22 protein-coding genes are annotated in these 22,778 nt (G+C 63.0%); 14 read left to right on the forward strand and 8 right to left on the reverse strand.

What is annotated here, in order from left to right; genetic code table 11:
• Positions 1-3: 3 nt before the first annotated feature.
• The 8 genes from livH to Q8O96_RS11775 all read left to right on the forward strand — a co-directional run bounded on the left by livH (position 4) and on the right by Q8O96_RS11775 (position 6,294).
• Entirely contained in the window at positions 4-927 is a 924-nt protein-coding gene (livH, locus tag Q8O96_RS11740) for a high-affinity branched-chain amino acid ABC transporter permease LivH (RefSeq protein WP_102861478.1), read from the forward strand.
• Positions 924-2,180 carry a high-affinity branched-chain amino acid ABC transporter permease LivM gene (locus tag Q8O96_RS11745; RefSeq protein WP_102861477.1) on the forward strand — a complete coding sequence of 419 codons (1,257 nt, stop codon included), beginning with the start codon at positions 924-926 and terminating at the stop codon, positions 2,178-2,180. Before livH ends, Q8O96_RS11745 begins: the two co-directional genes overlap by 4 nt.
• On the forward strand, positions 2,177-2,944 hold the full coding sequence (gene livG / locus Q8O96_RS11750) for a high-affinity branched-chain amino acid ABC transporter ATP-binding protein LivG (RefSeq protein WP_016967588.1): 768 nt from the start codon (positions 2,177-2,179) through the stop codon (positions 2,942-2,944). The genes Q8O96_RS11745 and livG overlap by 4 nt, the downstream gene beginning before the upstream one ends.
• Complete coding sequence (locus tag Q8O96_RS11755; RefSeq protein WP_025127774.1) at positions 2,945-3,646, forward strand: ABC transporter ATP-binding protein; 702 nt, start codon at positions 2,945-2,947, stop codon at positions 3,644-3,646.
• 147 nt (positions 3,647-3,793) lie between these two features.
• On the forward strand, positions 3,794-4,099 hold the full coding sequence (locus Q8O96_RS11760) for a DUF2282 domain-containing protein (protein ID WP_102861476.1): 306 nt from the start codon (positions 3,794-3,796) through the stop codon (positions 4,097-4,099).
• Positions 4,100-4,121: 22 nt separating this feature from the next.
• Positions 4,122-5,015: a DUF692 domain-containing protein gene (locus Q8O96_RS11765; protein WP_371826173.1), complete on the forward strand. Its 894-nt coding sequence runs from the start codon at positions 4,122-4,124 to the stop codon at positions 5,013-5,015.
• Complete coding sequence (locus tag Q8O96_RS11770) at positions 5,012-5,782, forward strand: DUF2063 domain-containing protein (protein ID WP_207167175.1); 771 nt, start codon at positions 5,012-5,014, stop codon at positions 5,780-5,782. The genes Q8O96_RS11765 and Q8O96_RS11770 overlap by 4 nt, the downstream gene beginning before the upstream one ends.
• Before the next feature lie 2 nt (positions 5,783-5,784).
• Complete coding sequence (locus Q8O96_RS11775; protein ID WP_207167174.1) at positions 5,785-6,294, forward strand: DoxX family protein; 510 nt, start codon at positions 5,785-5,787, stop codon at positions 6,292-6,294.
• Positions 6,295-6,365: 71 nt separating this feature from the next.
• On the opposite strand, the gene Q8O96_RS11780 is transcribed toward Q8O96_RS11775, so the two are convergent.
• Entirely contained in the window at positions 6,366-7,274 is a 909-nt protein-coding gene (locus tag Q8O96_RS11780) for a LysR family transcriptional regulator (RefSeq protein WP_305948830.1), read from the reverse strand.
• Between the two features lie 104 nt (positions 7,275-7,378).
• Between Q8O96_RS11780 and Q8O96_RS11785 the strand changes: the two genes are divergently transcribed.
• From Q8O96_RS11785 to Q8O96_RS11795, 3 genes are all read left to right on the forward strand, one after another.
• A complete protein-coding gene (locus Q8O96_RS11785; RefSeq protein ID WP_102861471.1) occupies positions 7,379-7,978 on the forward strand; it encodes a short chain dehydrogenase in 600 nt (199 codons plus the stop codon).
• Between the two features lie 178 nt (positions 7,979-8,156).
• Positions 8,157-8,834, forward strand: a complete 678-nt coding sequence (locus Q8O96_RS11790; RefSeq protein ID WP_207167173.1) for a hypothetical protein — start codon at positions 8,157-8,159, stop codon at positions 8,832-8,834.
• 112 nt (positions 8,835-8,946) lie between these two features.
• Positions 8,947-10,560 carry an NAD(P)/FAD-dependent oxidoreductase gene (locus Q8O96_RS11795; RefSeq protein WP_102861470.1) on the forward strand — a complete coding sequence of 538 codons (1,614 nt, stop codon included), beginning with the start codon at positions 8,947-8,949 and terminating at the stop codon, positions 10,558-10,560.
• A gap of 132 nt (positions 10,561-10,692) precedes the next feature.
• Here Q8O96_RS11795 and Q8O96_RS11800 read toward each other — a convergent pair whose 3' ends face one another.
• Positions 10,693-11,787, reverse strand: a complete 1,095-nt coding sequence (locus Q8O96_RS11800; RefSeq protein WP_305948831.1) for a PLP-dependent cysteine synthase family protein — start codon at positions 11,785-11,787, stop codon at positions 10,693-10,695.
• A gap of 319 nt (positions 11,788-12,106) precedes the next feature.
• Between Q8O96_RS11800 and nhaA the strand changes: the two genes are divergently transcribed.
• A complete protein-coding gene (gene nhaA / locus Q8O96_RS11805) occupies positions 12,107-13,294 on the forward strand; it encodes a Na+/H+ antiporter NhaA (RefSeq protein ID WP_102861468.1) in 1,188 nt (395 codons plus the stop codon).
• Between the two features lie 78 nt (positions 13,295-13,372).
• On the opposite strand, the gene Q8O96_RS11810 is transcribed toward nhaA, so the two are convergent.
• Positions 13,373-13,837 carry a glycine zipper 2TM domain-containing protein gene (locus Q8O96_RS11810; RefSeq protein WP_011059627.1) on the reverse strand — a complete coding sequence of 155 codons (465 nt, stop codon included), beginning with the start codon at positions 13,835-13,837 and terminating at the stop codon, positions 13,373-13,375.
• 173 nt (positions 13,838-14,010) lie between these two features.
• Between Q8O96_RS11810 and Q8O96_RS11815 the strand changes: the two genes are divergently transcribed.
• Entirely contained in the window at positions 14,011-14,247 is a 237-nt protein-coding gene (locus Q8O96_RS11815; RefSeq protein WP_102861467.1) for a hypothetical protein, read from the forward strand.
• A gap of 10 nt (positions 14,248-14,257) precedes the next feature.
• Here Q8O96_RS11815 and pdxH read toward each other — a convergent pair whose 3' ends face one another.
• The 5 genes from pdxH to dinG all read right to left on the reverse strand — a co-directional run bounded on the left by pdxH (position 14,258) and on the right by dinG (position 22,209).
• On the reverse strand, positions 14,258-14,905 hold the full coding sequence (gene pdxH, locus Q8O96_RS11820) for a pyridoxamine 5'-phosphate oxidase (RefSeq protein ID WP_102861466.1): 648 nt from the start codon (positions 14,903-14,905) through the stop codon (positions 14,258-14,260).
• Between the two features lie 23 nt (positions 14,906-14,928).
• Positions 14,929-16,173, reverse strand: coding sequence for an OmpA family protein (locus Q8O96_RS11825; RefSeq protein ID WP_102861465.1), 1,245 nt, complete (start codon positions 16,171-16,173; stop codon positions 14,929-14,931).
• A 140-nt stretch (positions 16,174-16,313) separates the two neighbouring features.
• A complete protein-coding gene (locus tag Q8O96_RS11830; protein WP_102878620.1) occupies positions 16,314-17,459 on the reverse strand; it encodes a serine hydrolase domain-containing protein in 1,146 nt (381 codons plus the stop codon).
• Between the two features lie 112 nt (positions 17,460-17,571).
• Positions 17,572-19,971, reverse strand: a complete 2,400-nt coding sequence (locus Q8O96_RS11835) for a beta-galactosidase (protein WP_305948832.1) — start codon at positions 19,969-19,971, stop codon at positions 17,572-17,574.
• Between the two features lie 93 nt (positions 19,972-20,064).
• Entirely contained in the window at positions 20,065-22,209 is a 2,145-nt protein-coding gene (dinG, locus tag Q8O96_RS11840; protein WP_102861462.1) for an ATP-dependent DNA helicase DinG, read from the reverse strand.
• 99 nt (positions 22,210-22,308) lie between these two features.
• On the opposite strand from dinG, the gene Q8O96_RS11845 reads away from it, so the two are divergent.
• On the forward strand, positions 22,309-22,773 hold the full coding sequence (locus Q8O96_RS11845; protein ID WP_102861461.1) for a CopD family protein: 465 nt from the start codon (positions 22,309-22,311) through the stop codon (positions 22,771-22,773).
• Positions 22,774-22,778: the final 5 nt, after the last annotated feature.

Consider the following 22,778-nt stretch of genomic DNA (forward strand, 5'->3'; position numbering starts at 1 on the left):
GTAATGCCTGACCTCTATCACTTTTTCCAACAGCTGGTTAACGGTCTCACCGTTGGCAGCACGTATGCCCTGATCGCCATCGGCTATACGATGGTTTACGGCATCATTGGAATGATCAACTTCGCCCACGGCGAGGTGTACATGATCGGCTCCTATGTGGCGTTCATCGCCATCGCCGGGCTGGCCATGATGGGACTCGACAGCGTACCGCTGTTGATGACCGCAGCCTTTATCGCGAGCATCGTCGTCACCAGTGCCTACGGCTACAGCATCGAACGGATCGCCTACCGCCCCTTGCGGGGCAGTAACCGCCTGATCCCGCTGATCTCGGCCATCGGCATGTCGATCTTCCTGCAGAACACCGTTCTGCTGGCGCAAGACTCCAAGGACAAATCCATTCCCAACCTGATCCCGGGCAATTTCTCCATCGGGCCAGGTGGCGCACATGAAGTGCTGATTTCCTACATGCAGATCGTGGTATTCGTGGTGACCCTGGTCGCCATGCTCGGTCTGACGCTGTTCATCTCCCGTTCTCGTCTGGGTCGCGCCTGCCGTGCCTGTGCCGAAGACATCAAGATGGCCAACCTCCTGGGGATCAATACCAACAACATCATCGCCCTGACCTTTGTGATCGGCGCCGCACTGGCGGCCATCGCCGCCGTGCTGCTGAGCATGCAATACGGTGTGATCAACCCCAACGCCGGTTTCCTGGTGGGCCTCAAGGCCTTCACCGCAGCGGTCTTGGGCGGCATCGGCAGCATTCCGGGCGCGATGCTCGGCGGGCTGGTGCTGGGGGTGGCCGAAGCCTTTGGCGCCGACGTGTTCGGCGACCAGTACAAGGACGTCGTAGCGTTCGGCCTGTTGGTTCTGGTGCTGTTGTTCCGTCCGACCGGCATTCTGGGCCGTCCGGAGGTTGAGAAAGTATGACTAGGAATCTTAAATCGGCGCTATTTAGCGCCTTGCTGGTCTGGGCCGTCGCCTACCCGGTACTGGGCCTGAAACTGACCATCGTCGGCATCAACCTGGAAGTCCACAACACCAGCCCGACCATCCTGGCCACCATCGCGGTGTGCTCGGTGCTGATGTTCCTGCGGGTGCTGTTCCATAGCCAGATCAGCGCCGCCTGGAAGTCCTCTCCCAGCATGCCGCTGATTCCGGCCAAGGCCAGCAACTTCCTGACCCTGCCGGGCACCCAGCGCTGGATCATCCTGGCATTGATCGTCGTTGCCCTGGTCTGGCCATTCTTTGGCTCCCGCGGTGCGGTGGACATCGCCACGCTGATCCTGATCTACGTGATGCTGGGCCTGGGCCTGAACATCGTCGTCGGTCTGGCCGGTCTGCTGGACCTGGGTTACGTGGGGTTCTATGCCGTCGGTGCCTACAGCTACGCGCTGCTCTCGCACTACTTCGGCCTGAGCTTCTGGATCTGCCTGCCGATCGCCGGGATGATGGCGGCCACCTTCGGCTTCCTGCTGGGCTTCCCGGTGCTGCGCCTGCGCGGTGACTACCTGGCGATCGTGACCCTGGGCTTTGGCGAGATCATCCGTCTGCTGCTACGCAACATGACCGATCTCACTGGCGGCCCGAACGGCATCAGCAACATCGACAAGCCGACCTTCTTCGGCCTGACTTTCGAGCGCAAGGCAGCAGAAGGCATGCAGACCTTCCACGAGTTCTTCGGCCTGCAATACAACTCGATCAACAAGGTGATCTTCCTCTACCTGGTGGCCCTGCTGCTGGCGCTGGCGGCGCTGTTCGTCATCAACCGCCTGCTGCGCATGCCCATCGGCCGTGCCTGGGAAGCCTTGCGTGAAGACGAGATTGCCTGCCGCGCGCTGGGCCTGAACCCCACCGTGATCAAGCTCTCGGCCTTTACCCTGGGCGCCGCGTTCGCCGGTTTCGCCGGCAGCTTCTTCGCCGCGCGCCAAGGCCTGGTGACCCCGGAGTCCTTCACCTTCATCGAGTCGGCGATCATCCTCGCCATCGTCGTGCTGGGTGGCATGGGCTCGCAGCTGGGTGTGATCCTGGCGGCGATCGTGATGATCCTCTTGCCTGAAATGATGCGTGAATTCAGCGAATACCGGATGTTGATGTTCGGCGCCATGATGGTGCTGATGATGATCTGGCGTCCCCAAGGTCTGCTGCCCATGCAACGTCCTCACATGGAGCTGCGCAAATGAGCCGTGAGATCCTCAAAGTAACCGGCCTGTCGATGCGCTTCGGCGGCCTGCTGGCGGTCAACGGCGTGGCCCTGACCGTCAAGGAAAAACAAGTGGTGGCGCTGATCGGCCCGAACGGCGCCGGCAAGACCACGGTGTTCAACTGCCTGACCGGTTTCTACCAGCCAAGCGCCGGCAGCATCCTCCTGGACGGTGAGCCGATCGAAGGCCTGCCGGGCCACCAGATCGCCCGCAAGGGTGTGGTGCGAACCTTCCAGAACGTGCGCCTGTTCAAGGACATGACCGCGGTCGAGAACCTGTTGATCGCCCAGCACCGTCACCTGAACACCAACTTCCTGGCCGGTCTGTTCAAGACCCCGGCGTTCCGCAAGAGCGAGCGCGAAGCCATGGAGTACGCCGGCTACTGGCTGGACAAGGTCAACCTGCGGGAGTTTGCCAACCGTCCCGCCGGCACCCTGGCCTACGGTCAGCAACGGCGCCTGGAAATCGCCCGCTGCATGATGACCCGCCCGCGGATCCTCATGCTCGACGAGCCGGCCGCCGGCCTCAACCCCAAGGAAACCGAGGACCTCAAGGCGCTGATCAGCGTGTTGCGTGAGGAGCACAACGTCACCGTGCTGCTGATCGAGCACGACATGAAGCTGGTCATGAGCATTTCCGACCACATCGTGGTGATCAACCAGGGCACGCCCCTGGCCGACGGCACGCCGGAACAGATCCGCGACAATCCCGAAGTGATCAAAGCCTACCTGGGGGAAGCGTAAATGCTGCAGTTCGAAAACGTTTCCACCTACTACGGCAAGATCCAGGCGTTGCACAGCGTCAACGTCGAGATCCGCCAGGGCGAAATCGTCACCCTGATCGGCGCCAACGGCGCCGGCAAATCCACCCTGCTGATGACCCTCTGCGGCTCGCCACAGGCCCACAGCGGCAGCATCCGTTACCTGGGTGAAGAGCTGGTGGGGCAAAGCTCGGCGCAGATCATGCGCAAGAGCATTGCCGTGGTGCCGGAAGGCCGCCGGGTATTCGCCCGCCTGACCGTGGAAGAAAACCTCGCCATGGGCGGTTTCTTCACCGACAAGGGTGACTATCAGGAGCAGATGGACAAGGTCCTGGAGCTGTTTCCACGGCTCAAGGAGCGCTTCACCCAGCGCGGCGGCACCATGTCCGGCGGCGAGCAGCAGATGCTTGCCATCGGTCGCGCGCTGATGAGCAAGCCCAAGCTGTTGCTCCTGGACGAACCGTCCCTGGGCCTGGCGCCGATCATCATCCAGCAGATCTTCGACATCATCGAACAGCTGCGCCGCGACGGCGTGACGGTGTTCCTGGTGGAGCAGAACGCCAACCAGGCGCTGAAGATCGCCGACCGCGCCTATGTGCTGGAAAACGGCCGAGTGGTGATGCAAGGCACCGGCGAAGCGCTGCTGACCGATCCGAAGGTGCGCGAAGCCTATCTGGGCGGCTAAACACCTGCGTCACAAAAAACGGCCCTTCGGGGCCGTTTTTTTATTCCGGGAGAAAAAACTGTCCCGGGCTGTAACGAATGCCAATGAGCCTTCTCTAGAGGGGTAAGCAAGCACAAATGCTTCCTTACCCAACCGATCTGGAGAAACATCATGAGCACCACTCGCACCCTGTCCGCCACCGCCCTGGTCCTGGCCCTGGGCTCCGCCCTGAGCATCGCTGCCGTCTCCACCACCGCCCACGCCGCCGACGACATGGAGAAATGCTTCGGCGTGGCCATGAAGGGCAAGAACGACTGCGCCGCGGGCGCCGGCACCAGCTGCGCCGGCACCTCCAAGGTCAACGACCAGGCCAACGCCTGGAAACTGGTGCCCAAGGGCACTTGCGAAAAAACCGCCAGCAGCACCTCGCCCACCGGTTTCGGCCAGCTCGAAGCCTTCAAAGCCAAGTCCTGATCCTGCGCCAGCCTGAGTGTCGATGATGAACACCGCCTTGATCCCACGTCCCCGCCACGACATTCAGGCGTCCACCCCGAGCCTGCCGCCCTGTGCAGGCCTGGGGCTCAAGAGCCAACACTTCAAGGACGTCCTCGAACAGCGTCCCGACATTGGCTTTTTCGAGGTGCATGCCGAGAACTACATGGTGGCGGGCGGGCCCTTCCATCATTACCTGGGCCTGATTCGCCAGGAGTATCCCCTGTCGCTGCACGGTGTCGGTCTGTCCATTGGCGGCGAAGGCCCCCTGGACAGCGAGCATCTGCGGCGCCTGGCGGTGTTGATCGAGCGCTATCAACCCCAGTCCTTTTCCGAACACCTGGCCTGGTCGAGCCACGGCCCGGTGTTTCTCAACGACCTGCTGCCCCTGGCCTACGATGTGCCGACCCAGCAGCGGGTCTGCGACCACATCGACCAACTGCAGAATCATCTGGGGCGAACCATGCTCCTGGAAAACCCCGCTACCTACCTGCAGTTCCAACGCTCGACCCTGGACGAGACGGACTTCATCCGCGAAGTGATCCAGCGCAGCGGTTGCGGCCTGCTGCTGGACGTCAACAACCTCTACGTTTCCTGCATCAACCACCAGCGCGATCCCCTGGCCTATCTGCAGGCACTGCCGCTGCAGGCCGTGGGCGAGATCCATCTGGCCGGGTTCGCCGAAGACCGGGACAACCTCGGTGATCGCCTGTTAATCGACGACCACGGCGCCCCGGTGGACCGGGAAGTCTGGGCCCTGTACCAACAGGTGCTGGGGCGGATCGGCCCCATGGCCACCCTGATCGAACGGGACAATCAGGTGCCGAGCCTGACCACGCTGCTGGGGGAGGCCGCTCAGGCCCAGGCGCTGTTACACCAGGCGCGGGTGCAGCCATGAGCGACCACGCCCTCTTTGCCCAGGCGCTACTGAGCGCCGAATCCATCTGCCCGGAGGGGCTTTGCAGCAGCAACGGCGCCGATCCGGCCAGTCGCTTCGCGGTCTATCGCAACAACGTGCAAGGCTCGCTGATCAACGCTCTGGCGGAGGCCTACCCAGTGCTGGCGCAACTGGTGGGGCAGACATTCTTCAACGCCATGGCCCGTCTGTATGTGCAGGATTACCCTCCATACAGCCCGCTGATCAACGACTACGGCCAGGACCTGGCGAACTTCATCCAGGGTTTCGCTCCGGCAGCGACCCTGCCCTATCTGGCCGATATGGCGCGCTTGGAACGGCTGCGGGTCGAGGCTTATCACGCCGCCGACGCCGAGCCTTTGCAACCGGCCCAACTGCTGGCGGCAATGAACCAGCCCGATCGCCTCGGCCAGCTCTGCCTGCAGTTGCATCCGTCACTGCGCACCCTGCACTCGGCGTTCGCCGTCGTCAGCCTGTGGGCCGCTCACCAGAGCGACGCTGCCTGGCCGGCGTTCGACTTGCACCAGAGCCAGCACGCCCTGGTGCTGCGCGATGCCCTGGAGGTGCGGGTGATCGCACTGGACGCCGGCAGCGCCACCTTCATCGACAGCCTGCGCCACCACTGGCCGCTGGAAATCGCCGCCGCTTATGCCCTGGACGCCCAGGCCGACTTCGACCTGGGCCAGTGCCTGGGGCTGCTGCTGGCCCACGGCGCCCTCATTGACCTGCAACCTCACCAAAAGGCTTGACCATGAACACCCAGACACCTGCCCCCGTTAGCGGACTGCTGCACCGAATCATTCAAGGGTTCGAGCGTATTCCCTACAGCCTGATCGCCTTTCTCGCGCGCTTTTCCATCGCCGCGGTGTTCTGGAAATCCGGCCAGACCAAAGTCGAGGGACTGGCCATCGACCTGGTCGATGGCACCTTCGAACTGGGCTGGCCGCGCTTGGCGGACTCGACCATTCCCCTGTTCCAGAGTGAATACCACGTGCCGCTGCTGACGCCGGAAGTGGCGGCGCACCTGGCGGCCTTTGCCGAGCATTTTTTTCCGACGTTGATTCTGCTGGGCCTGGCCACGCGCTTTTCCGCCCTGGCGCTGCTGGGGATGACCCTGACCATCCAGTTTTTCGTCTACCCCGACGCCTACCCGACCCACGGCACCTGGGCGGCGATCTTGCTGCTGTTGATGGCCCGTGGCCCGGGCATGTTTTCCCTCGACCACCTGCTGGCCCGGCATTTTCACCACCGTCCTCTGTAGCCGCTGCCGCAGGCTGCGAAAAGGGCCTTAGGCCCTTGAACCGATTCAAGTTCGCAACCCACTGGCCGCGGCTACAGACGATCCAGCGCCTCACCGCTGCGGCGGAACCAGTCCATCAGGTAATCGGCCAGCACCTGGGTGCGCCTGGGCAGGCCGCCCTGATAGGGATGCACCAGGTACATCGGCATGCTGCGGGTCTGGTAGTCCCGCAGCAGCCAGCGCAGGCGGCCATCGGCCAGCTCGCTGTGCAGCACATAGGACGGCAGCCGGGCGATTCCCGCCCCCACCAGGGCGGCCTTCTTCAGCAGGTTGTAGTGATTGCTGGCAAAAGGACCGCTGACCCGCACCCGCAGCAGTTCGTGACGCTGGTGATAGAGCCACTCTTCCCGCCCGCTGTAGTGGCTGTTGAGCAGGCAGCGATGCTCGGCCAGCTCCGCGGGAGTCTGCGGCTCACCGTATTGCTCCAGATAGGCCGGGCTGGCGCAGGTCATCTCATGCCAGGCCAGCAGCGGCCGGGCGACCAGGCGCTGATCGTTGGCCACTTCCGAGCGCACCGCCAGATCAAACCCCTCCCGGGCCAGGTCACGGTAGCTGTTGTTCAGGTCCAGCTCGATCTGCACCTGGGGATAGTGCCGGGAGAACTCCAGCAGCAGGCCGTCGAAAAAGGTTTCGCCCAAGGACACCGGCACCGTCAGGCGCACCGGGCCGGCCATGTCGTCCTTGAGCCGCGCCAGGGCCTGATGCGCTCGTTCCACTTGGGCAACCAGGGCTTGGGCCTGAGGCAGCAACGCCGCGCCGGCGGCGGTCAGGTCCAGGCGCCGGGTGGTGCGTTGCAACAGCACCACGGCGTAGCGTGCCTCCAGGGCGCTGAGGCGCTTGGACAACTGGCCCTTGCTGCAACCCAGGCGCTGGGCCGCCAGGGTAAAGCTGCCCGCCTCCACCAGCACGGCAAACGCCGCCAAGTCATCCATCTCGCCCATGGACTGTTTCCATTTGAAAACCAAAGGTTGCCTATTAGCGCGTTAATCCACGTAAAAAACCACTCTAGACTGCAAGTTCTTCCCCCCTTATCGAGGAACGCCCCATGAAGATTCTCTTGATCGGTGCCAACGGCACCATTGGTTCGGCGGTTGACCGGGAACTGTCCCAGCGTCACGAGGTGATCCGGATCGGCCGTAGCAGCGGCGACTTCCAGGTGGACATCAGTGATGCCCAGTCGATTCGCGCCCTGTTCGAGAAAACCGGACGCTTCGATGCGCTGGTCTGCGCCGCCGGCAACGTCACCTTCGCGCCCCTGGCGGACATGACCGCCGAGCACTTCAGCCTGGGCCTGCAGGACAAGCTGATGGGCCAGGTCAACCTGCTGCTGATCGGCCGCGAGTACGCCAACGATGGCGCGTCCTTCACCTTCACCACCGGCATCTTGAGCCACGACCCGATCCGCAGCGGGGCCTCGGCGGCCCTGGTCAACGGCGCCCTCGACAGCTTCGTGCGCGCCGCCGCCATCGAACTGCCGCGGGGCCTGCGGATCAACTCGATCAGCCCCAACGTGCTGCTGGAAGCCATGGGCAGCTATGCCCCCTACTTCCGTGGCTTCAAGCCGGTGCCGGCGGCTGACGTGGCCCTGGCCTACGCCAAGAGCGTGGAAGGCCTGCAGACCGGCCAGACCTATCACGTCGGCTAAGCCGGCTTGTGTAGGCGCTGGCCTGACGGCGAAGGCGTCCTGCCGAACCGCACAAGGCTCCAGGGGCGCTTCGCCGGCAAGCCGGCTCCTGCGGTTGATGGCGCCGCAGCCTTCAATCCGGGGTTGTGGTGACCGGGCGGGCTGCGTAACGTGTCGGCTTCCGCTTGGAGGCCCGATGATGCGCACTGCCCGTTCACTGCTTTGTTTCGCCCTGTTGCCGCTGTTTGCCGGCTGCCAGATGCTGCCGATGTTCAACCAACAGCCCCAGGCCCCCTCCATGGCCGGGCTGACCCGGATGCAGGGTGAACTCAGTGCGGCGGACGGCAAATTGCTGTTCAAGCCCTGCACCGAGGATCGCCGCTATGTGGTCAGTGACGGCGGCGGCACCAGCGTGCTGCAGGAGGCCGCCACCCTGGCGGAGAAACAGGGCAAGCTGTTCGCCGACCTGCGGGGCAAGTTCTCCGCCAGTGGCAGCAGCGACGGCCAGCTGGACCTGCGCCAGTTGTACCGCGTAGAGCGCTCCGCCAGCGCCTGCGGCGACCCGAACTTCCAGCGCCTGATCCTGCGGGCCGGCAGCAAGAACCCGGCCTGGAACGTCGATGTCAGCGCCAAGGGCATGATGATCGAACGCGCCGGCCAACCGACCCTGGCCCTGCCCTATCTGGAAGAACAGTTGGGCGACGGCCGTTTCAACCTCAGCAGCGAAGCCAATCACCAGCGCGTGGAACTCTGGGTGGCGCCGCAGCGTTGCGTCGACCCGACGACCGGCAGCGTCCAGCACCTCAGTGCCGAACTGCGGGTGGACGGTCAGGTGCAGCGCGGTTGCGGCTATTTCGGCGGCTCGCGCAACGACTGATTCGACGAGCAGCGGTTTTAGCCTCACGGCCAGGGAGGATTGCGGCTTATAATCGCCGGTTTGTGCAAAGCAAGCCGGCGCACTGTTGCGCACCGCCTACCCGGATCCTGTCATGTTACGAATCACCGAACTCAAGTTGCCGATCGACCATCCCGATGAAGACCTGCGCGCCGCTATCGTGCAGCGCTTGGGGATCGCCAGCGATGACCTGCTCGATTTCACCTTGTTCAAACGCAGCTACGATGCGCGCAAGAAATCTTCCGAGCTGTGCTTCATCTACACCATCGACCTCAACGTACGCGACGAAGCGGCGCTGCTGCTCAAGTTCGCCGACGACCGTAACGTCAACCCGGCGCCGGATGTCAGCTACAAGGTGGTGGGCCAGGCCCCGGCAGACCTGAGCGAGCGACCGATCGTGGTGGGTTTCGGCCCTTGCGGCATCTTTGCCGGCCTGTTGCTGGCCCAGATGGGCTTCAAGCCGATCGTCCTCGAGCGCGGCAAGGAAGTGCGCCAGCGCACCAAGGACACCTGGGGCCTGTGGCGCAAAAGCGTGCTCAACCCCGAGTCCAACGTGCAGTTCGGCGAAGGCGGCGCCGGGACCTTCTCCGACGGCAAGCTCTACAGCCAGATCAAGGACCCGCAGCACCACGGCCGCAAGGTGCTCCACGAGTTCGTCAAGGCCGGTGCGCCAGACGAGATTCTCTACGTCAGCAAGCCGCACATCGGCACCTTCCGCCTCACTGGCGTGGTGGAAAACATGCGCCAGCAGATCATCGCCCTGGGCGGTGAAGTGCGCTTCGAGCAGCGGGTTACCGACGTGCTGATCGAAGACGGTCAATTGCAGGGCGTGGAGCTGGCCAGCGGTGAACAACTGCATTCCCGGCACGTGATCCTGGCCCTGGGCCACAGCGCCCGCGACACCTTCCGCATGCTTCACAGTCGGGGCGTGTACATGGAAGCCAAGCCGTTCTCGGTGGGTTTCCGTATCGAGCACCCGCAGTCGCTGATCGACAGTGCGCGCCTGGGCAAGTACGCCGGCCACCCGAAACTCGGCGCCGCCGACTACAAGCTGGTGCACCACGCCAAGAACGGCCGTTCGGTCTACAGCTTCTGCATGTGCCCGGGCGGCACCGTGGTAGCCGCCACGTCCGAGCCGAACCGGGTGGTGACCAACGGCATGAGCCAGTACTCGCGCAACGAGCGCAACGCCAACTCCGGCATCGTGGTCGGCATTACTCCGGAAGTGGATTACCCGGGCGGCCCGCTGGCCGGCATCGAATTGCAGGAACGCCTGGAGTCTCACGCCTTCGTCCTGGGTGGCAGCAACTACCAGGCCCCGGCGCAGTTGGTGGGCGACTTTATCGCCGGCAAACCCACCACGGCACTGGGCAGCGTCGAGCCATCCTACAAGCCCGGCGTGAGCCTGGGGGATCTGGCGCTGGCCCTGCCGGACTTCGCCATCGAGGCCATTCGCGAGGCACTACCGGCCTTCGAACGGCAGATCAAGGGCTACTCGTTGCACGATGCGGTGCTGACCGGCATCGAGACCCGCACCTCATCGCCACTGCGCATTACCCGTGATGCCTCGATGCAGAGCCTGAATGTGAAGGGTCTGTACCCCGCTGGCGAAGGCGCCGGTTATGCCGGGGGAATTCTTTCCGCCGGTGTGGACGGGATTCGTATTGCCGAAGCCGTGGCCCGCGACATCCTCGGCATTCAGGCCTGACGGACGGGTGCTTTCGCCGGTAAGCCGGCTCCTACCGCCTGCCGTAGGAGCTGGCTCGCCAGCGAAGATGTCATCCAGAACAGTGCAAGGCTCAAGGGCCTCTTCGCCGGCAAGCCGGCTCCTACGACAGGTTCAGATGCCGGCGCGCAATACGCTGACCGGGAGTGCCTCGCCACGCTCGACGCTCGCCGCTACCGCATCGATCAAGGCATCCAACTCATACCCCTGCTCCGCCAGCCACTGCTGATCGTAGTAAGTGGTCGCATAGCGCTCGCCACCGTCACAGAGAATCGCCACGATCGACCCCGTCTCACCCGCGGCGGCCATGTGCTGGGCGGCCATCAATGCGCCGATCAGGTTGGTGCCACTGGAGCCGCCGACCCGCCGCCCCAGACGCTGGGCCAGGTAGTGCATGGCTGCCAGGGACAGGGCATCCGGCACCTTGACCATGGCGTCGATCACCTTGGGCAGGAACGAAGCTTCGACCCGCGGCCGGCCGATGCCTTCGATCCGCGAACCGCAGTCCAGACGCAAACCAGCATCACCGCTCAGGTAGTAGTCGAAGAACACCGAACGCTCGGCGTCGGCACACAGCACCCGGGTGCCGTGCTGGCGATAACGCACGTAGCGACCCAGAGTCGCGGTAGTGCCGCCGGTACCAGGGCTGGAGATCAGCCAGGTGGGTTCGGGATAACGCTCGAAGCGCAGCTGCTGGAAGATCGACTCGGCAATGTTGTTGTTGGCCCGCCAGTCGGTGGCCCGCTCGGCGTAAGTGAACTGATCCATGAAGTGGCCACCGCTCTCCCGGGCCAGGCGCTCGGATTCGGCATAGATCTGCGTGGGGTCCTGCACCAGATGGCTCTTGCCGCCATAGAAGGCGATCTGGGCGATCTTTTCCTGGGAGGTGGTGGCTGGCATCACGGCAATAAAAGGCAGTCCCAGGAGACGGGCGAAATAGGCCTCGGAAATCGCCGTGGAGCCGCTGGAGGCCTCGATCACTGGCGCGCCGGGCTTGAGCCAGCCGTTACACAGGGCATAAAGAAACAGCGAGCGAGCCAGGCGGTGCTTGAGACTGCCCGTGGGATGGCTGGATTCATCCTTGAAATACAATTCAATGCCCGGCAGTCCTGGCAAAGGCAGCGGAATCAGGTGGGTGTCGGCGCTGCGCTGGAAGTCGGCTTCGATAATGCGAATGGCCTCACGGGCCCACTGGCGATTGTCACTCATGTTCTATTCTCGTCAGATCGAACGCCGTACCGGCGCAAGAAGATGAAATGCACCCGGCGGAGATGATCCGGGTTCGTGGCTGACTGGCGTTTTCCCGGGAAAAACAGCTCGGAACGGCCCTGAAAAGACATGTTATGAAATAACTTTCGGACCTTACAGGTACAGCTGGGAAGCAATTGGAAACACAACTGCAAAAGCGCATTTTCAAACAGGCCCTTTAGCCTCTGCATATAACAAAAAAGAATATAATTTTTGTTTTAACAACTATCTGTACGGGTTAGGGTGTGCCACCTTTTTTAGATTTAGATGGAGAGCGACCTTGCCTCTGCGTAGCACTTTCACTCGTTTCTTTGCCATGGAAGCTGCCAGCGGTCTGTTATTGATCGCCGCTGCCATCCTGGCTCTCATCATCAACAACTCGCCACTGTCCTGGCTGTACAACGGCCTGCTGGAAACCCCGGTGGTGGCCCAGATCGGCGCCTTGAAGATCGCCAAACCGCTGTTGCTGTGGATCAACGACGGTCTGATGGCGCTGTTCTTCCTGCTGATCGGCCTTGAGGTCAAGCGCGAAGTCCTGGAAGGGCAACTGTCCAAGCCTTCGCAAATCGTCCTGCCGGGCATGGCGGCCATTGGCGGCATGCTGGTCCCGGCGCTGATCTACTGGTTTCTCAACCGGGACAATCCGGCGGCACTCAATGGCTGGGCGATTCCCACCGCCACCGACATCGCCTTCGCCCTGGGGGTCCTGGCCCTGCTGGGCAAGCGGGTGCCGACATCGCTGAAACTGTTCCTCATGACCCTGGCGATCATCGATGACCTGGGGGCCATCGTGATCATCGCGATCTTCTATTCCGGCGCCCTGTCGACCCTGTCACTGATGCTGGCGGCCGCCTGTATTGCCGCCCTGGTGGCGATGAACCGCATGGGGGTGGTGAAACTCGGGCCGTACATGATCATCGGCCTGATTCTCTGGGTTTGCGTGCTCAAGAGTGGTGTCCACGCCACCCTGGCCGGCGTGACCCTGGCCTTCTGCATTCCCTTGCGTACCCGTAATGCCGAACCCTCGCCCTCGCTGGCCCTGGAACATGCGCTGCATCCCTGGGTGGCGTTCGGCATCCTGCCACTGTTCGCCTTCGCCAACGCCGGCCTGTCCCTGAACGGCGTGACCCTTGAGAGCTTCACCCACCATGTCCCCATGGGCATCGCCATCGGCCTGTTGCTGGGCAAGACCATCGGTGTGTTCGGCCTCAGCTGGTTGGCGGTCAAAGCCGGACTTACGGCCTTGCCTGCCGGCGCCAACTGGGGCCAGATCCTCGGGGTGGCAATTCTCTGCGGCATCGGCTTCACCATGAGCCTGTTTGTCGGCTCCCTGGCCTTCGTGCCCGGTAGCAGCGAATACGCCGGCATGGATCGCATGGGGATTCTCACCGGCTCGTTGTTGGCCGCACTGATTGGCTATACGGTTACCGCCGCCGCCAGCCGCAAGAACACGGCGCTGGCCTCCTGATCCACACCGATCCGACAGCCTGAAAACACAAAACCCCGACCAGTTGCCTGGCCGGGGTTTTGTTTTGTAGCAGAAATATCAGCGGGTAACGCGGCTGGTACCGTTGACGGTCATGATGCGTACGCGATCGCCAACCCGGAACACTTCGTTTTCCTGTACCTGCTGCACATAGGCACGCATGCTGCCATCGTCTTCACGCACGGTGATTTCCACGCCCTGGGTACGGGTCAGGCCTTCTTCAGTAGCCGAACCCAACAGACCGCCAGCTACCGCACCGATCACAGCGGTGACGATGCTGCCACGGCCGCCGCCGATGGCGCTGCCACCCACGCCACCAATCACAGCGCCAGCAGCGCCGCCGATGGGGGTCTTGGTGCCTTCGATTTTCACCGGACGCAGGGACTCGATGGTGCCCATACGCACGGTTTGCACACGACGTGCTTCATCACGGGAGTAGGAGTCACCGGTCAGGTTAGAGGCACAACCGCCGAGCAACATTGCCATCGTGGTGAAAGACGCAACCAGCAAAACAGACTTACGCATAGGATCAACTCCAAAGGACAGATAGCCATTAGACTCCGCAGCTTGACGCCTGTCACGGCACCGCCCGGATAAAATTGGTTTCATTCAGCCAAAGTACAGACTGCAAAAAAGCCAAACCGTCTCAATACGGTAACGCCGATTTCCAGCATAGCGCCAACCAGCAAGGGATTTTCATGGATTACTTCATCATCATCGTGACCACCATCGCGGGTCTGTATTTCCATTGGTGGCTCTACGTGCGCATCAAGCGTTGGGTGGACCGGGACCTGGCTTTGTCCCTGGCCGGAACCGATGAACAGAAGAAACAATTCATGCTGCAAAAGCTAGCCGAGGCCCAACGCCAGAAAGTAAAACGCCGGGACCTGCCGCAATGGCTGGAAGCCGCTGCGGCCGGTTATCCCGGCGACTGATCTGTGCGCTTCAGGGGGCCAGGCGCTCCCGGCTCCACTGCCCCGCCTGCAGGCGATAGTTCAAACGGTCATGCAGGCGGCTGGGGCGACCCTGCCAGAACTCGATGCGCTCCGGCAGCAGGCGATAACCACCCCAATGCTCCGGGCAATCGGGCTGACTATCACTGAAACGCGCCTCGGTGGCCTTGAGCAATTCCTGCAACTCGTTGCGATCGGCGATCACCCGGCTTTGCGGTGAAGCCCAGGCCCCCAGCCGACTCCCCAGAGGGCGCACCTGATAATAGGCATCAGACTCCTGGGGAGTGACCTTGACCACCTTTCCTTCGATCCGCACCTGACGCTCCAGGGTCGGCCAGAAGAAGGTCATGGCGGCAAAGGGCCGTGCAGCCAGTTGCTCGCCCTTGGCGCTTTCGTAGTTGGTGAAGAAGGTGAAACCCTGTTCATCCAGCCCCTTGAGCAACAAGATGCGGCAGTGGGGACGACCGTCAGTATCGACAGTCGCCAGCGTCATGGCATTGGCCTCTACCGGCGGTTGCTCGGTCTTCACCGCTTCGGCAAACCACTGATGAAACAGCGCGAAGGGTTCACCCGGGGCCTGAGCCTCGGACAAACCATCGCGGGTGTAATCCCGGCGCATATCAGCCAGAGACTGAGTCATGCCTGCTTCCTTATCCTTGAGAATCAGTTTTTAGCCTGAGCGGTAGCCGTTGTTTTCTTCGCTGGAGCTGCGGCCTTCTTCGCTGGAGCCTTCTTGGCGGCAGGCTTCTTGGCAACGGTGGACTTCTTCGCCGGCGCTGCGGCCTTTTTGCCCGAGGCGGCAGGAACGGGCGGCTTGGCATCTTGCACCGCGACCATTTCGGTCTCGGACGGCGTCGGCTGGTTGTACTTGCTCAGCAGGCCCAGCATGGTGCTGCGCTGGGTCAGCATGATTTCCACTCGACGGTTCAGCGAACGGCCTTGAGGGCTGTCATTGGCAGCACGCGGCATGACCGCCCCCATGCCACGCAGCATCAGGCGGTCCTGCTTCAAGCCGCTGAGGCTGAAGATGGCAGCAACGGACTGAGCGCGATCACGGCTCAGCTTCTGGTTGGCCAGGGTCGGGCCGGTCGCATCGGCGTGGCCGAGAATCAGTACGGCGGTCTTGGGGTCACCTTCAACAGCCTTGGCCACCCGGGTGAATGGGCCCAGGGTCACTGGCAGCAGCATGGCAGGACGGTCCGGGTTGAAGGACGCATCGACCAGCGCAGTCACCACCAGCACGTTTTCACGACGTTCTACTTGCAGCTTGCTGTCCTTCACCGCTTCACGCAGGCGCGGCTCGTAGTCGTCCAGCCAGGCCTGGGTGATTTTCGGGTCGGGCATTGGAATGTCCGCCACATTGACCTTGCTCAGGGGCTTGGGCTGGCTCTTGGCAAACGGCCACCACCAGTGGGTCTCGGAGTCGGCGGCCTTGGCGACCTCTGGAGCTGGAGTCGGCTCGGCTTTCTTGGTCTCAGCCACAGGCTTGTCGGCGGATTCCTTGGAGGAGAACGGCCACCACCAGTTGCTGCTCTCGGCCTTGGCGGCAGGAGCGGCAGGTGCTGCGGCTACAGGGGCAGGAGCTGGAGCTGGCTCGGCTGCTGCCGGCTTGGCGGCAACCGGCGCTTTGCCTGCCGGTGCTGCCGGCTTCGCGGAGGCGGTGGTTTTACCGGCAGCGGCCGCAGGAGCTGCGGGCTTGGCCGCCACTGCCGGCTTGCCTGCTGGAGCGACAGGAGCTGGCGCTTCGGCTGCGACGGGTTTTTCAGCGGTCTGCGGGGCTTCCTTGCTGCTGGCCTTATCGGACCCGAACGACCACCAATGGCCGCCATCCGCTTCATTTTGTGGGGTTTGTGCACAACCGGTGACGGTCAGGCAGATGGCCAAGGCTAGAGACTTGTTCGACGACATGGGATATCCACAAAATGAGATAAAAAATTCGGTCTACATGACCGGTACAAACAGACGCTTGGAAATTATAAAAGCCACAGGGTTCCGTCCTGCAGCTTTCCAAGCATGTTTAAGCAAAAAAGTGCTTAACAGCAACCTTTTTACAGACAATCCGACAAAGCCCGCACCAGCTTCTGAGCCCGTGGATCCATCAATACATAAGGCCCCAGGGTATTTGTCACAAAACCGAACGCCACATCATGCTCCGGGTCAGCAAAACCGATGGAACCCCCGGCACCCGGATGCCCGAACGCCCGAGCCCCCAGGCCAAAAGTGGCATTGGCGACCTGGGGTTGATCAAGCATGCAGCCCAGGCCGAATCGGGTCTGGGTCAGCAGGGTCTTGTCCATGCCCAGGCTGTGTTCGCGGGTCAGTTCTTCGAGCATATCGGCCTCCAGCAAGCTGCCATCGAGCAGGCCGCTGTAGAACCCGGCGAGACTGCGGGCGTTGCCATGGCCATTGGCCGCCGGCTGCTGCATGCGCCGCCACTCGGGTTTGTTGGTGCTGGTCATGATAGACGGTGGATTGGTGAAGGCCCGGGTGGTCATGGCCGTCGGCTCGCGCAGGGTCACCTGCAGCAAGCGCTGGGCTGCCGCGTCACCCACATTGCCTTTGCCACGGGCGATATGTGCCACCCGATGGAACTCTTCGTCGGCCAGGCCGACATGGAAGTCCAGCCCCAGGGGTCTTGCCACCCGGGCCGCAATGGACTCTCCCGGACCGCGTCCATCGGCGCGTCGGATCAGTTCACCCACCAACCAGCCATAGGTGATAGCGGCGTAGCCATGCCCGTCACCCGGCGTCCACCAGGGCTGCTCGGCGGCCAGGGCATCGACCATAGTCTGCCAGTCGTAGAGGGCCTCGGCAGGCAGCAACTCGCGCAGGGCCGGCAAGCCCGCCTGATGACAGAGTAATTGGCGCAAGGTAATGGCAGCTTTGCCTGCTGCGGCGAACTCCGGCCAGTAACTGGCGACCGGCGCATCCAGCCTGAGCTTGCCTTCGGCCACCAGTTGCAGGGCGGTGACCGCAGTGAAGGTCTTGGTGCAGGAGAACAGATTGGCGATGGTATCGCTGTGCCAGGCCTCGGCACCGTCCTTGTCGGCGGTGCCGGCCCACAGGTCGATGACGGTTTCTCCGCCGATCTGGATGCACAGCGCCGCGCCGCGCTCCTGGGGATCGTCGAACAGTGCCGCGAAGGCTTCGCGTACCGCCTCGAATTTAAGTTCGTAATGACCCTGAATCTGCACCCTGACTCCCCCAGCACATTTGCTCGACAACGAGGCGCGCATTGTTCCAGCCCGAAACGGATTTGGGAACAGCCAACGGAGCTCTGTGCAGCGCGGCAGAGCCCCGGATCGATCAATGACCGTTAGCGGAATGGCCGCCAGCGTGCTCACCCGCGCCCTTGCCTTCGTGGCCTTTGCCCGCTTCCTCGCTGCCATGCTCGGCGGCTTCAGCCTGCTGCGCCTGAACCCGGGCCTTCTGTGTTTCCTTGGCCAGTTGTTCAATCGCCTGCAGGTTGCTCTTGCGCACATTGTCGACAAAACCCTGGAAGGGCACATCGGTAATGCCCACCAGGCCAAAATGGCCATTTTCACCGTCCAGCAGACGTCCGGTTACCGGTTGGTCGAGATACTGGAACCAATGCACACCGACAATCGATGGCTCACTCACGGCCTGTTTGAGGAAGTTGGCGTAGGCCGGTCCACGATCTTCCTCCCGAGCCAGCTCGGTCACCCCGCCCCAGAACGGGCCACGATCCCGGGAGCCGAAATTGAACTCGGTCACCAGCACCGGCTTGTCCAGGCTGCGCAGGTACGCAAAGTCCTGACCGTCCTGAGGCTTGAGGGTGTACATGTTGAAGCTCAGCACATCGCAGTACTGGGCACAGGCCGCCACCGCTTCGGGGTTGCTGACGGCAAAGCGACCGCCCAGCAGCAGATGGTTGGGGGCATGCCACTTCAGCGAGTCGGCGATGGTCTTGAAATAGGTCTCGGCAAAGACTTTCTGGAAATACTTGAAGTCAGCCTCGATCTCCGGGTGCTCGGGACTTGGCTGTGGCGGCACGAAACCCGGGTCCTCCATCAACTCCCAGGCCGGCAGATCGATGCCCCAGGCTTTCGACAGGCCCGCCTGGTTACGATATTTGTCCCGCAGTTGCTTGAGGAAGGCCCGTTTGGCCGGCACATCGGTGGTCAGGCGCAGGGTGCCGTAGGCCAGGGCATAGCGGGCTTGGGGATCATCACCGGGACCGGCCCAGGCCAGCTCGTTGTCGGCAAAATAACCAATCAGCCAGGGATCATCCCGATGGTCGCGGGCGGCGATGGCCACGGCGCGCTCGGTGGCCATGGCAAAGCGCGGATCGAAGGGGTCCGGCATGCCGCCCCACCAATCACTGCCCGTGCTGATGCTGGCGTAATCACCCACGATGGACAGCGGCAAGGTGTAGGGCACCCGGTCGGCCGCCCCCAGCGCCGGGGCGCTCCAATTACCGATGGTGTTGAATCCCCAGGCCTGCAAGCGGTCCAGGGTGTGGCTGACCCAGCGTCGCTCATCGAAGGTCGGTGTCGCGCATGGGACTGCGGCGGTTTCAGGCGCCGCTGGCTTGGGCTCGGTACCGGAGGCTTCGGCCGGAGCTTCGCTGGCCATTGCACAGGGGGCGCTGTAGGTACGTTGCAGGTTGGCCCGATAGAAGTCGTACCAGCGGCCCGCGTTGTAACCACGTCCCCGGTCGGCGCCGTTGCCGCCACGGTTGTCGCCCTCACCGTAATGGCTCGCCAGGGGCTCGCCGTCCTTGGGCAAGGCGCTGAACATCCACTCACGCCCGGCGACATAGGTCTGGCTGTTATCCGGGGCCACGGTGTTGACGCCCAGGGAGTAGAACGGGTGACCTTGCGGAGTCACCAGGAACCAGCGCCCGTCACGCTTTTCCGTGCGGAAGAAGCCGCTGGCCTTGAAGCTCGGACCCTTGTCCCAGCCGCCAAACTTGTCCAGGGAAGTCTTCTCGCGCTCGCCAAACCACGCCTTGAGTTGCTGCTGTTCCTTGGCATCGGCCGCCTTGAGCTGATCGTCGCTGGTAATCTTTTCCGGCCAGCGGGACCGGGTCGACTGGCCGTAGCCATCCACCAGGGAACCGTAGACCGCCTTGACCACGCCCTCGCCGTCCTGCACGCCAAAGCGCTCGAGGAGGATACTCTGAGCGGCCTTGGGGCTATCCAGGGACAAGGTCACCGACACCACCTGGCTGCGGTCCAATTGTCCCTCGCTGCTGGCCAGCAGGATGCGCTGACCGTCCACGGTCATCGGCATCGGCGGCGCGGCCTTCATGCCCTGGCTCAGGGGAGTGTTGGCCACCAGCGGCACCAGCAGGGTCTGCGCCGGCCCCGCGGGCAGATCGACGCGACTGACCAGGGTCTTGCCGTCGTTGCTTTGAATGGTCACATAGAGGGTCAGGGCCCAGTTCATCGCGCTCTGGATACGCAGGCTCATCATCCCTGACTGCGACCAGTCCCAGGCACCGCTCTGGGGCGCCAGGGTCAGGCTCGGCCGACGGGTCGGGTTGAAGATGATACGCCGCAGCACCTCGCCTTCGGCCGTTTGCTCCGCGTTGGACTGCGGCAGGCTGGCATCTTGTGTCGCCACCTGCACCACAGCGGCAGGCCGGACAAAGTTGAACAGCGTCTGTTGTCCGGTCGGGGCCGCCCACACAGGCGCGGCAAACAACAGGGCAAATACAGCGGGCAACGAACGGCGAATCATATGAACCTGGCTCTCCCTAAAGACCGATGAACGGCCGGTGCTGAAGCGGTGATATGAAATAGACAGCAAGGCGCGCAAAGGTGCGCGCCTTGCTTATGATATTTCTCGGCGAAATGGCGGCAAGGCATTGAGGATAGCCTTGCCATAGCGCTGGGTGACCAGGCGGCGGTCCAGCAGGGTGATGGTGCCGCGGTCCTGCTCGGTACGCAGCAGACGGCCGCAGGCCTGAACCAGCTTGAGAGAAGCATCCGGCACCGAGATTTCCATGAATGGATTGCCACCCCGGGCCTCGATCCATTCCGCCAGCGCCGCTTCCACCGGATCATCGGGTACCGAGAACGGGATCTTGGCGATCACCACGTGCTCACAGTAGGCACCGGGCAAATCCACCCCTTCGGCAAAGCTCGCCAGACCGAACAGCACGCTGGAATCGCCACCGTCGACCCGGGCCTTGTGCTTGTTGAGGGTCTCCTGCTTGGACAGGTTGCCCTGGATGAACACCTGCTTGCGCCAATCCCGATCCAGACCGTCGAACACGTCCTGCATCTGCTTGCGCGAAGAGAAAAGCACCAGGGTGCCCCGGGAGCCTTCCACCAGTTCCGGCAGGTCGCGGATGATCGCCGCCGTATGCGCCGGCGCATCCCGCGGATCGGCACGCAGGTCAGGCACTCGCAACACCCCGGCATCAGCGTGATGGAACGGGCTGGGTACCACCGCAGTCACGGCTTTCTTCGGCAGCCCGGCACGCATGCGGAAGCGGTCGAAGGTGCCCAGGGCGGTCAGGGTCGCCGACGTCACCAGGGCGCCGTAGGCCACGTTCCACAAATTGCGTCGGAGCATCTCCGCCGCGAGGATCGGGCTGGCGTTGACCTCGATGTCGAACAGCGAGCCGCTCTCGGCCAGGGTCAGCCAACGGGCCATGGGCGGATTGTCTTCCGGGTCCTCGATGGTGAACGCGGTCCACAGTTCCCAGTTGCCCGACGCCCGCGCCAGCAGGCTACCGAACAGCGGATACCACTCTTCGGCCTGATTGCTGGCGATGCCGATATTGACCTCGCCATCCATGCCTTCCTTGAGCAGCTCAGTGAGGCGAGTGAACAGATCGGTGAGACGGGAGAAGCCCTTCTTCAACTCGATGCCCATCTCGCGCATGTGCTCGGGGATCAGCCCGCCGACGAAGCGATGGCGTGGCCGTTCGCGGCCTTCCATGTCTTCGCCGGTCTTGAAGTCGGCGATCTGCTCGCAGGCGCTGAACATGAACTGCTGCTGGGTCTTGATCTCCCGCGCCAGCTCCGGCACTTGCTCGATCAAGCGCCCCAGATCCCCCGGCAGCGGGTGCTGGGCCAGCAACTTGGTGAGGTTCTTGGCGGTCTGCTCCAGCCAGTCGGCAGTGGAGCGCAGCCGGGTGTAATGGGCAAAGTGGCCGATGGCCTTGTCCGGCAAGTGGTGGCCTTCGTCAAACACATAGAGGGTGTCGCGCGGGTCCGGCAGCACCGCGCCGCCGCCCAGGGCCAGGTCGGCCAGGACCATGTCGTGGTTGGTGACGATCACGTCCACCTTGCCCATGCCTTCCCGAGCCTTGTAGAAGGCGCACTGGCCGAAGTTCGGGCAATGACGGTTGGTGCACTGGCTGTGGTCGGTAGTCAGGCGCGCCCAGTCGGCGTCTTCCAGGGCGGTGGGCCAGCTGTCGCGGTCACCGTCCCATTTATTGCCGGCGAGCTTCTCGATCATGCTGGTGAACAGCTTCTGGCTGGCTTCATCCACTTCGATCTTGAAGCCTTCTTCCTCGAACAGCTGGGCCGTGGCGGTCTGGGCGTGACCTTCCTGGAGCAACATATCGAGCTTGGACAGGCACATGTAGCGCCCGCGGCCTTTGGCCAGGGAGAAGCTGAAGTTCAGCCCGCTGTTGCGCATCAGGTCCGGCAGGTCCTTGTAGACGATCTGTTCCTGCAGGGCGACGGTGGCGGTGGCAATCACCAGGCGCTTGCCGGCGGCCTTGGCCGTGGGAATGGCCGCCAGACTGTAGGCCACGGTCTTGCCAGTACCGGTACCGGCTTCCACCGCGACTACCGCCGGGTCGCCACTGCGCCGGCCCTCGTCGTCGGTGTCGATATCACCCAGGACCTTGGCCACTTCGGCAATCATCAGGCGCTGGCCGTAACGCGGCTTGAGGCTCTTGGCTTCGAGAAAACGCGAGTAGGCGCCCTGGATCGTGGTTTTGAGTTCGTTGCTGATCATGGTTTTTCGGGCGCACAAAACGCTGGATAAATTTTCAGTGGTTCGAATCGGCCGCTATCATACCCCGCTAATTCATGTCGCGCAGAACGGAGTACCCGAATGACCGCTTTCGCCCTTGCCTACACCTTGCATGTACTGGCCGCCCTGGTCTGGGTCGGCGGCATGTTTTTCGCCTGGATGGTCCTGCGCCCGGCAGCCGTGGCGGCCCTTGAGGGACCGGCGCGACTGCAGCTCTGGGTGCAAGTGTTTCCGCGTTTTTTCGTCTGGGTCTGGGTCGCCGTGGTGCTGTTGCCGATCAGCGGTATCGGCCTGCTGCATTTGCGTTTCAGCGGCTTTGAAACCGCGCCGAAGTATGTGCAGATCATGATGGGGCTGTATCTGGTGATGACTGCCCTGTTCATCCGCATCCAGTCCCTGCAACTGCCGGAGCTGCGCAAGGCCGTCGCGGCGCAGGACTGGCCGGCCGGCGCCGCGGCGCTGGGCAAGATCCGCCGGCTGGTGGGCAGCAACCTGATCATCGGCCTGGTACTGGTGGCCCTGGCAGCGGCCCGGCCAAGCTTCTGAAAGCA

It is taken from the genome of Pseudomonas sp. LPH60, from assembly GCF_030718165.1.
Classification (GTDB): Bacteria; Pseudomonadota; Gammaproteobacteria; order Pseudomonadales; family Pseudomonadaceae; genus Aquipseudomonas; species Aquipseudomonas danubii.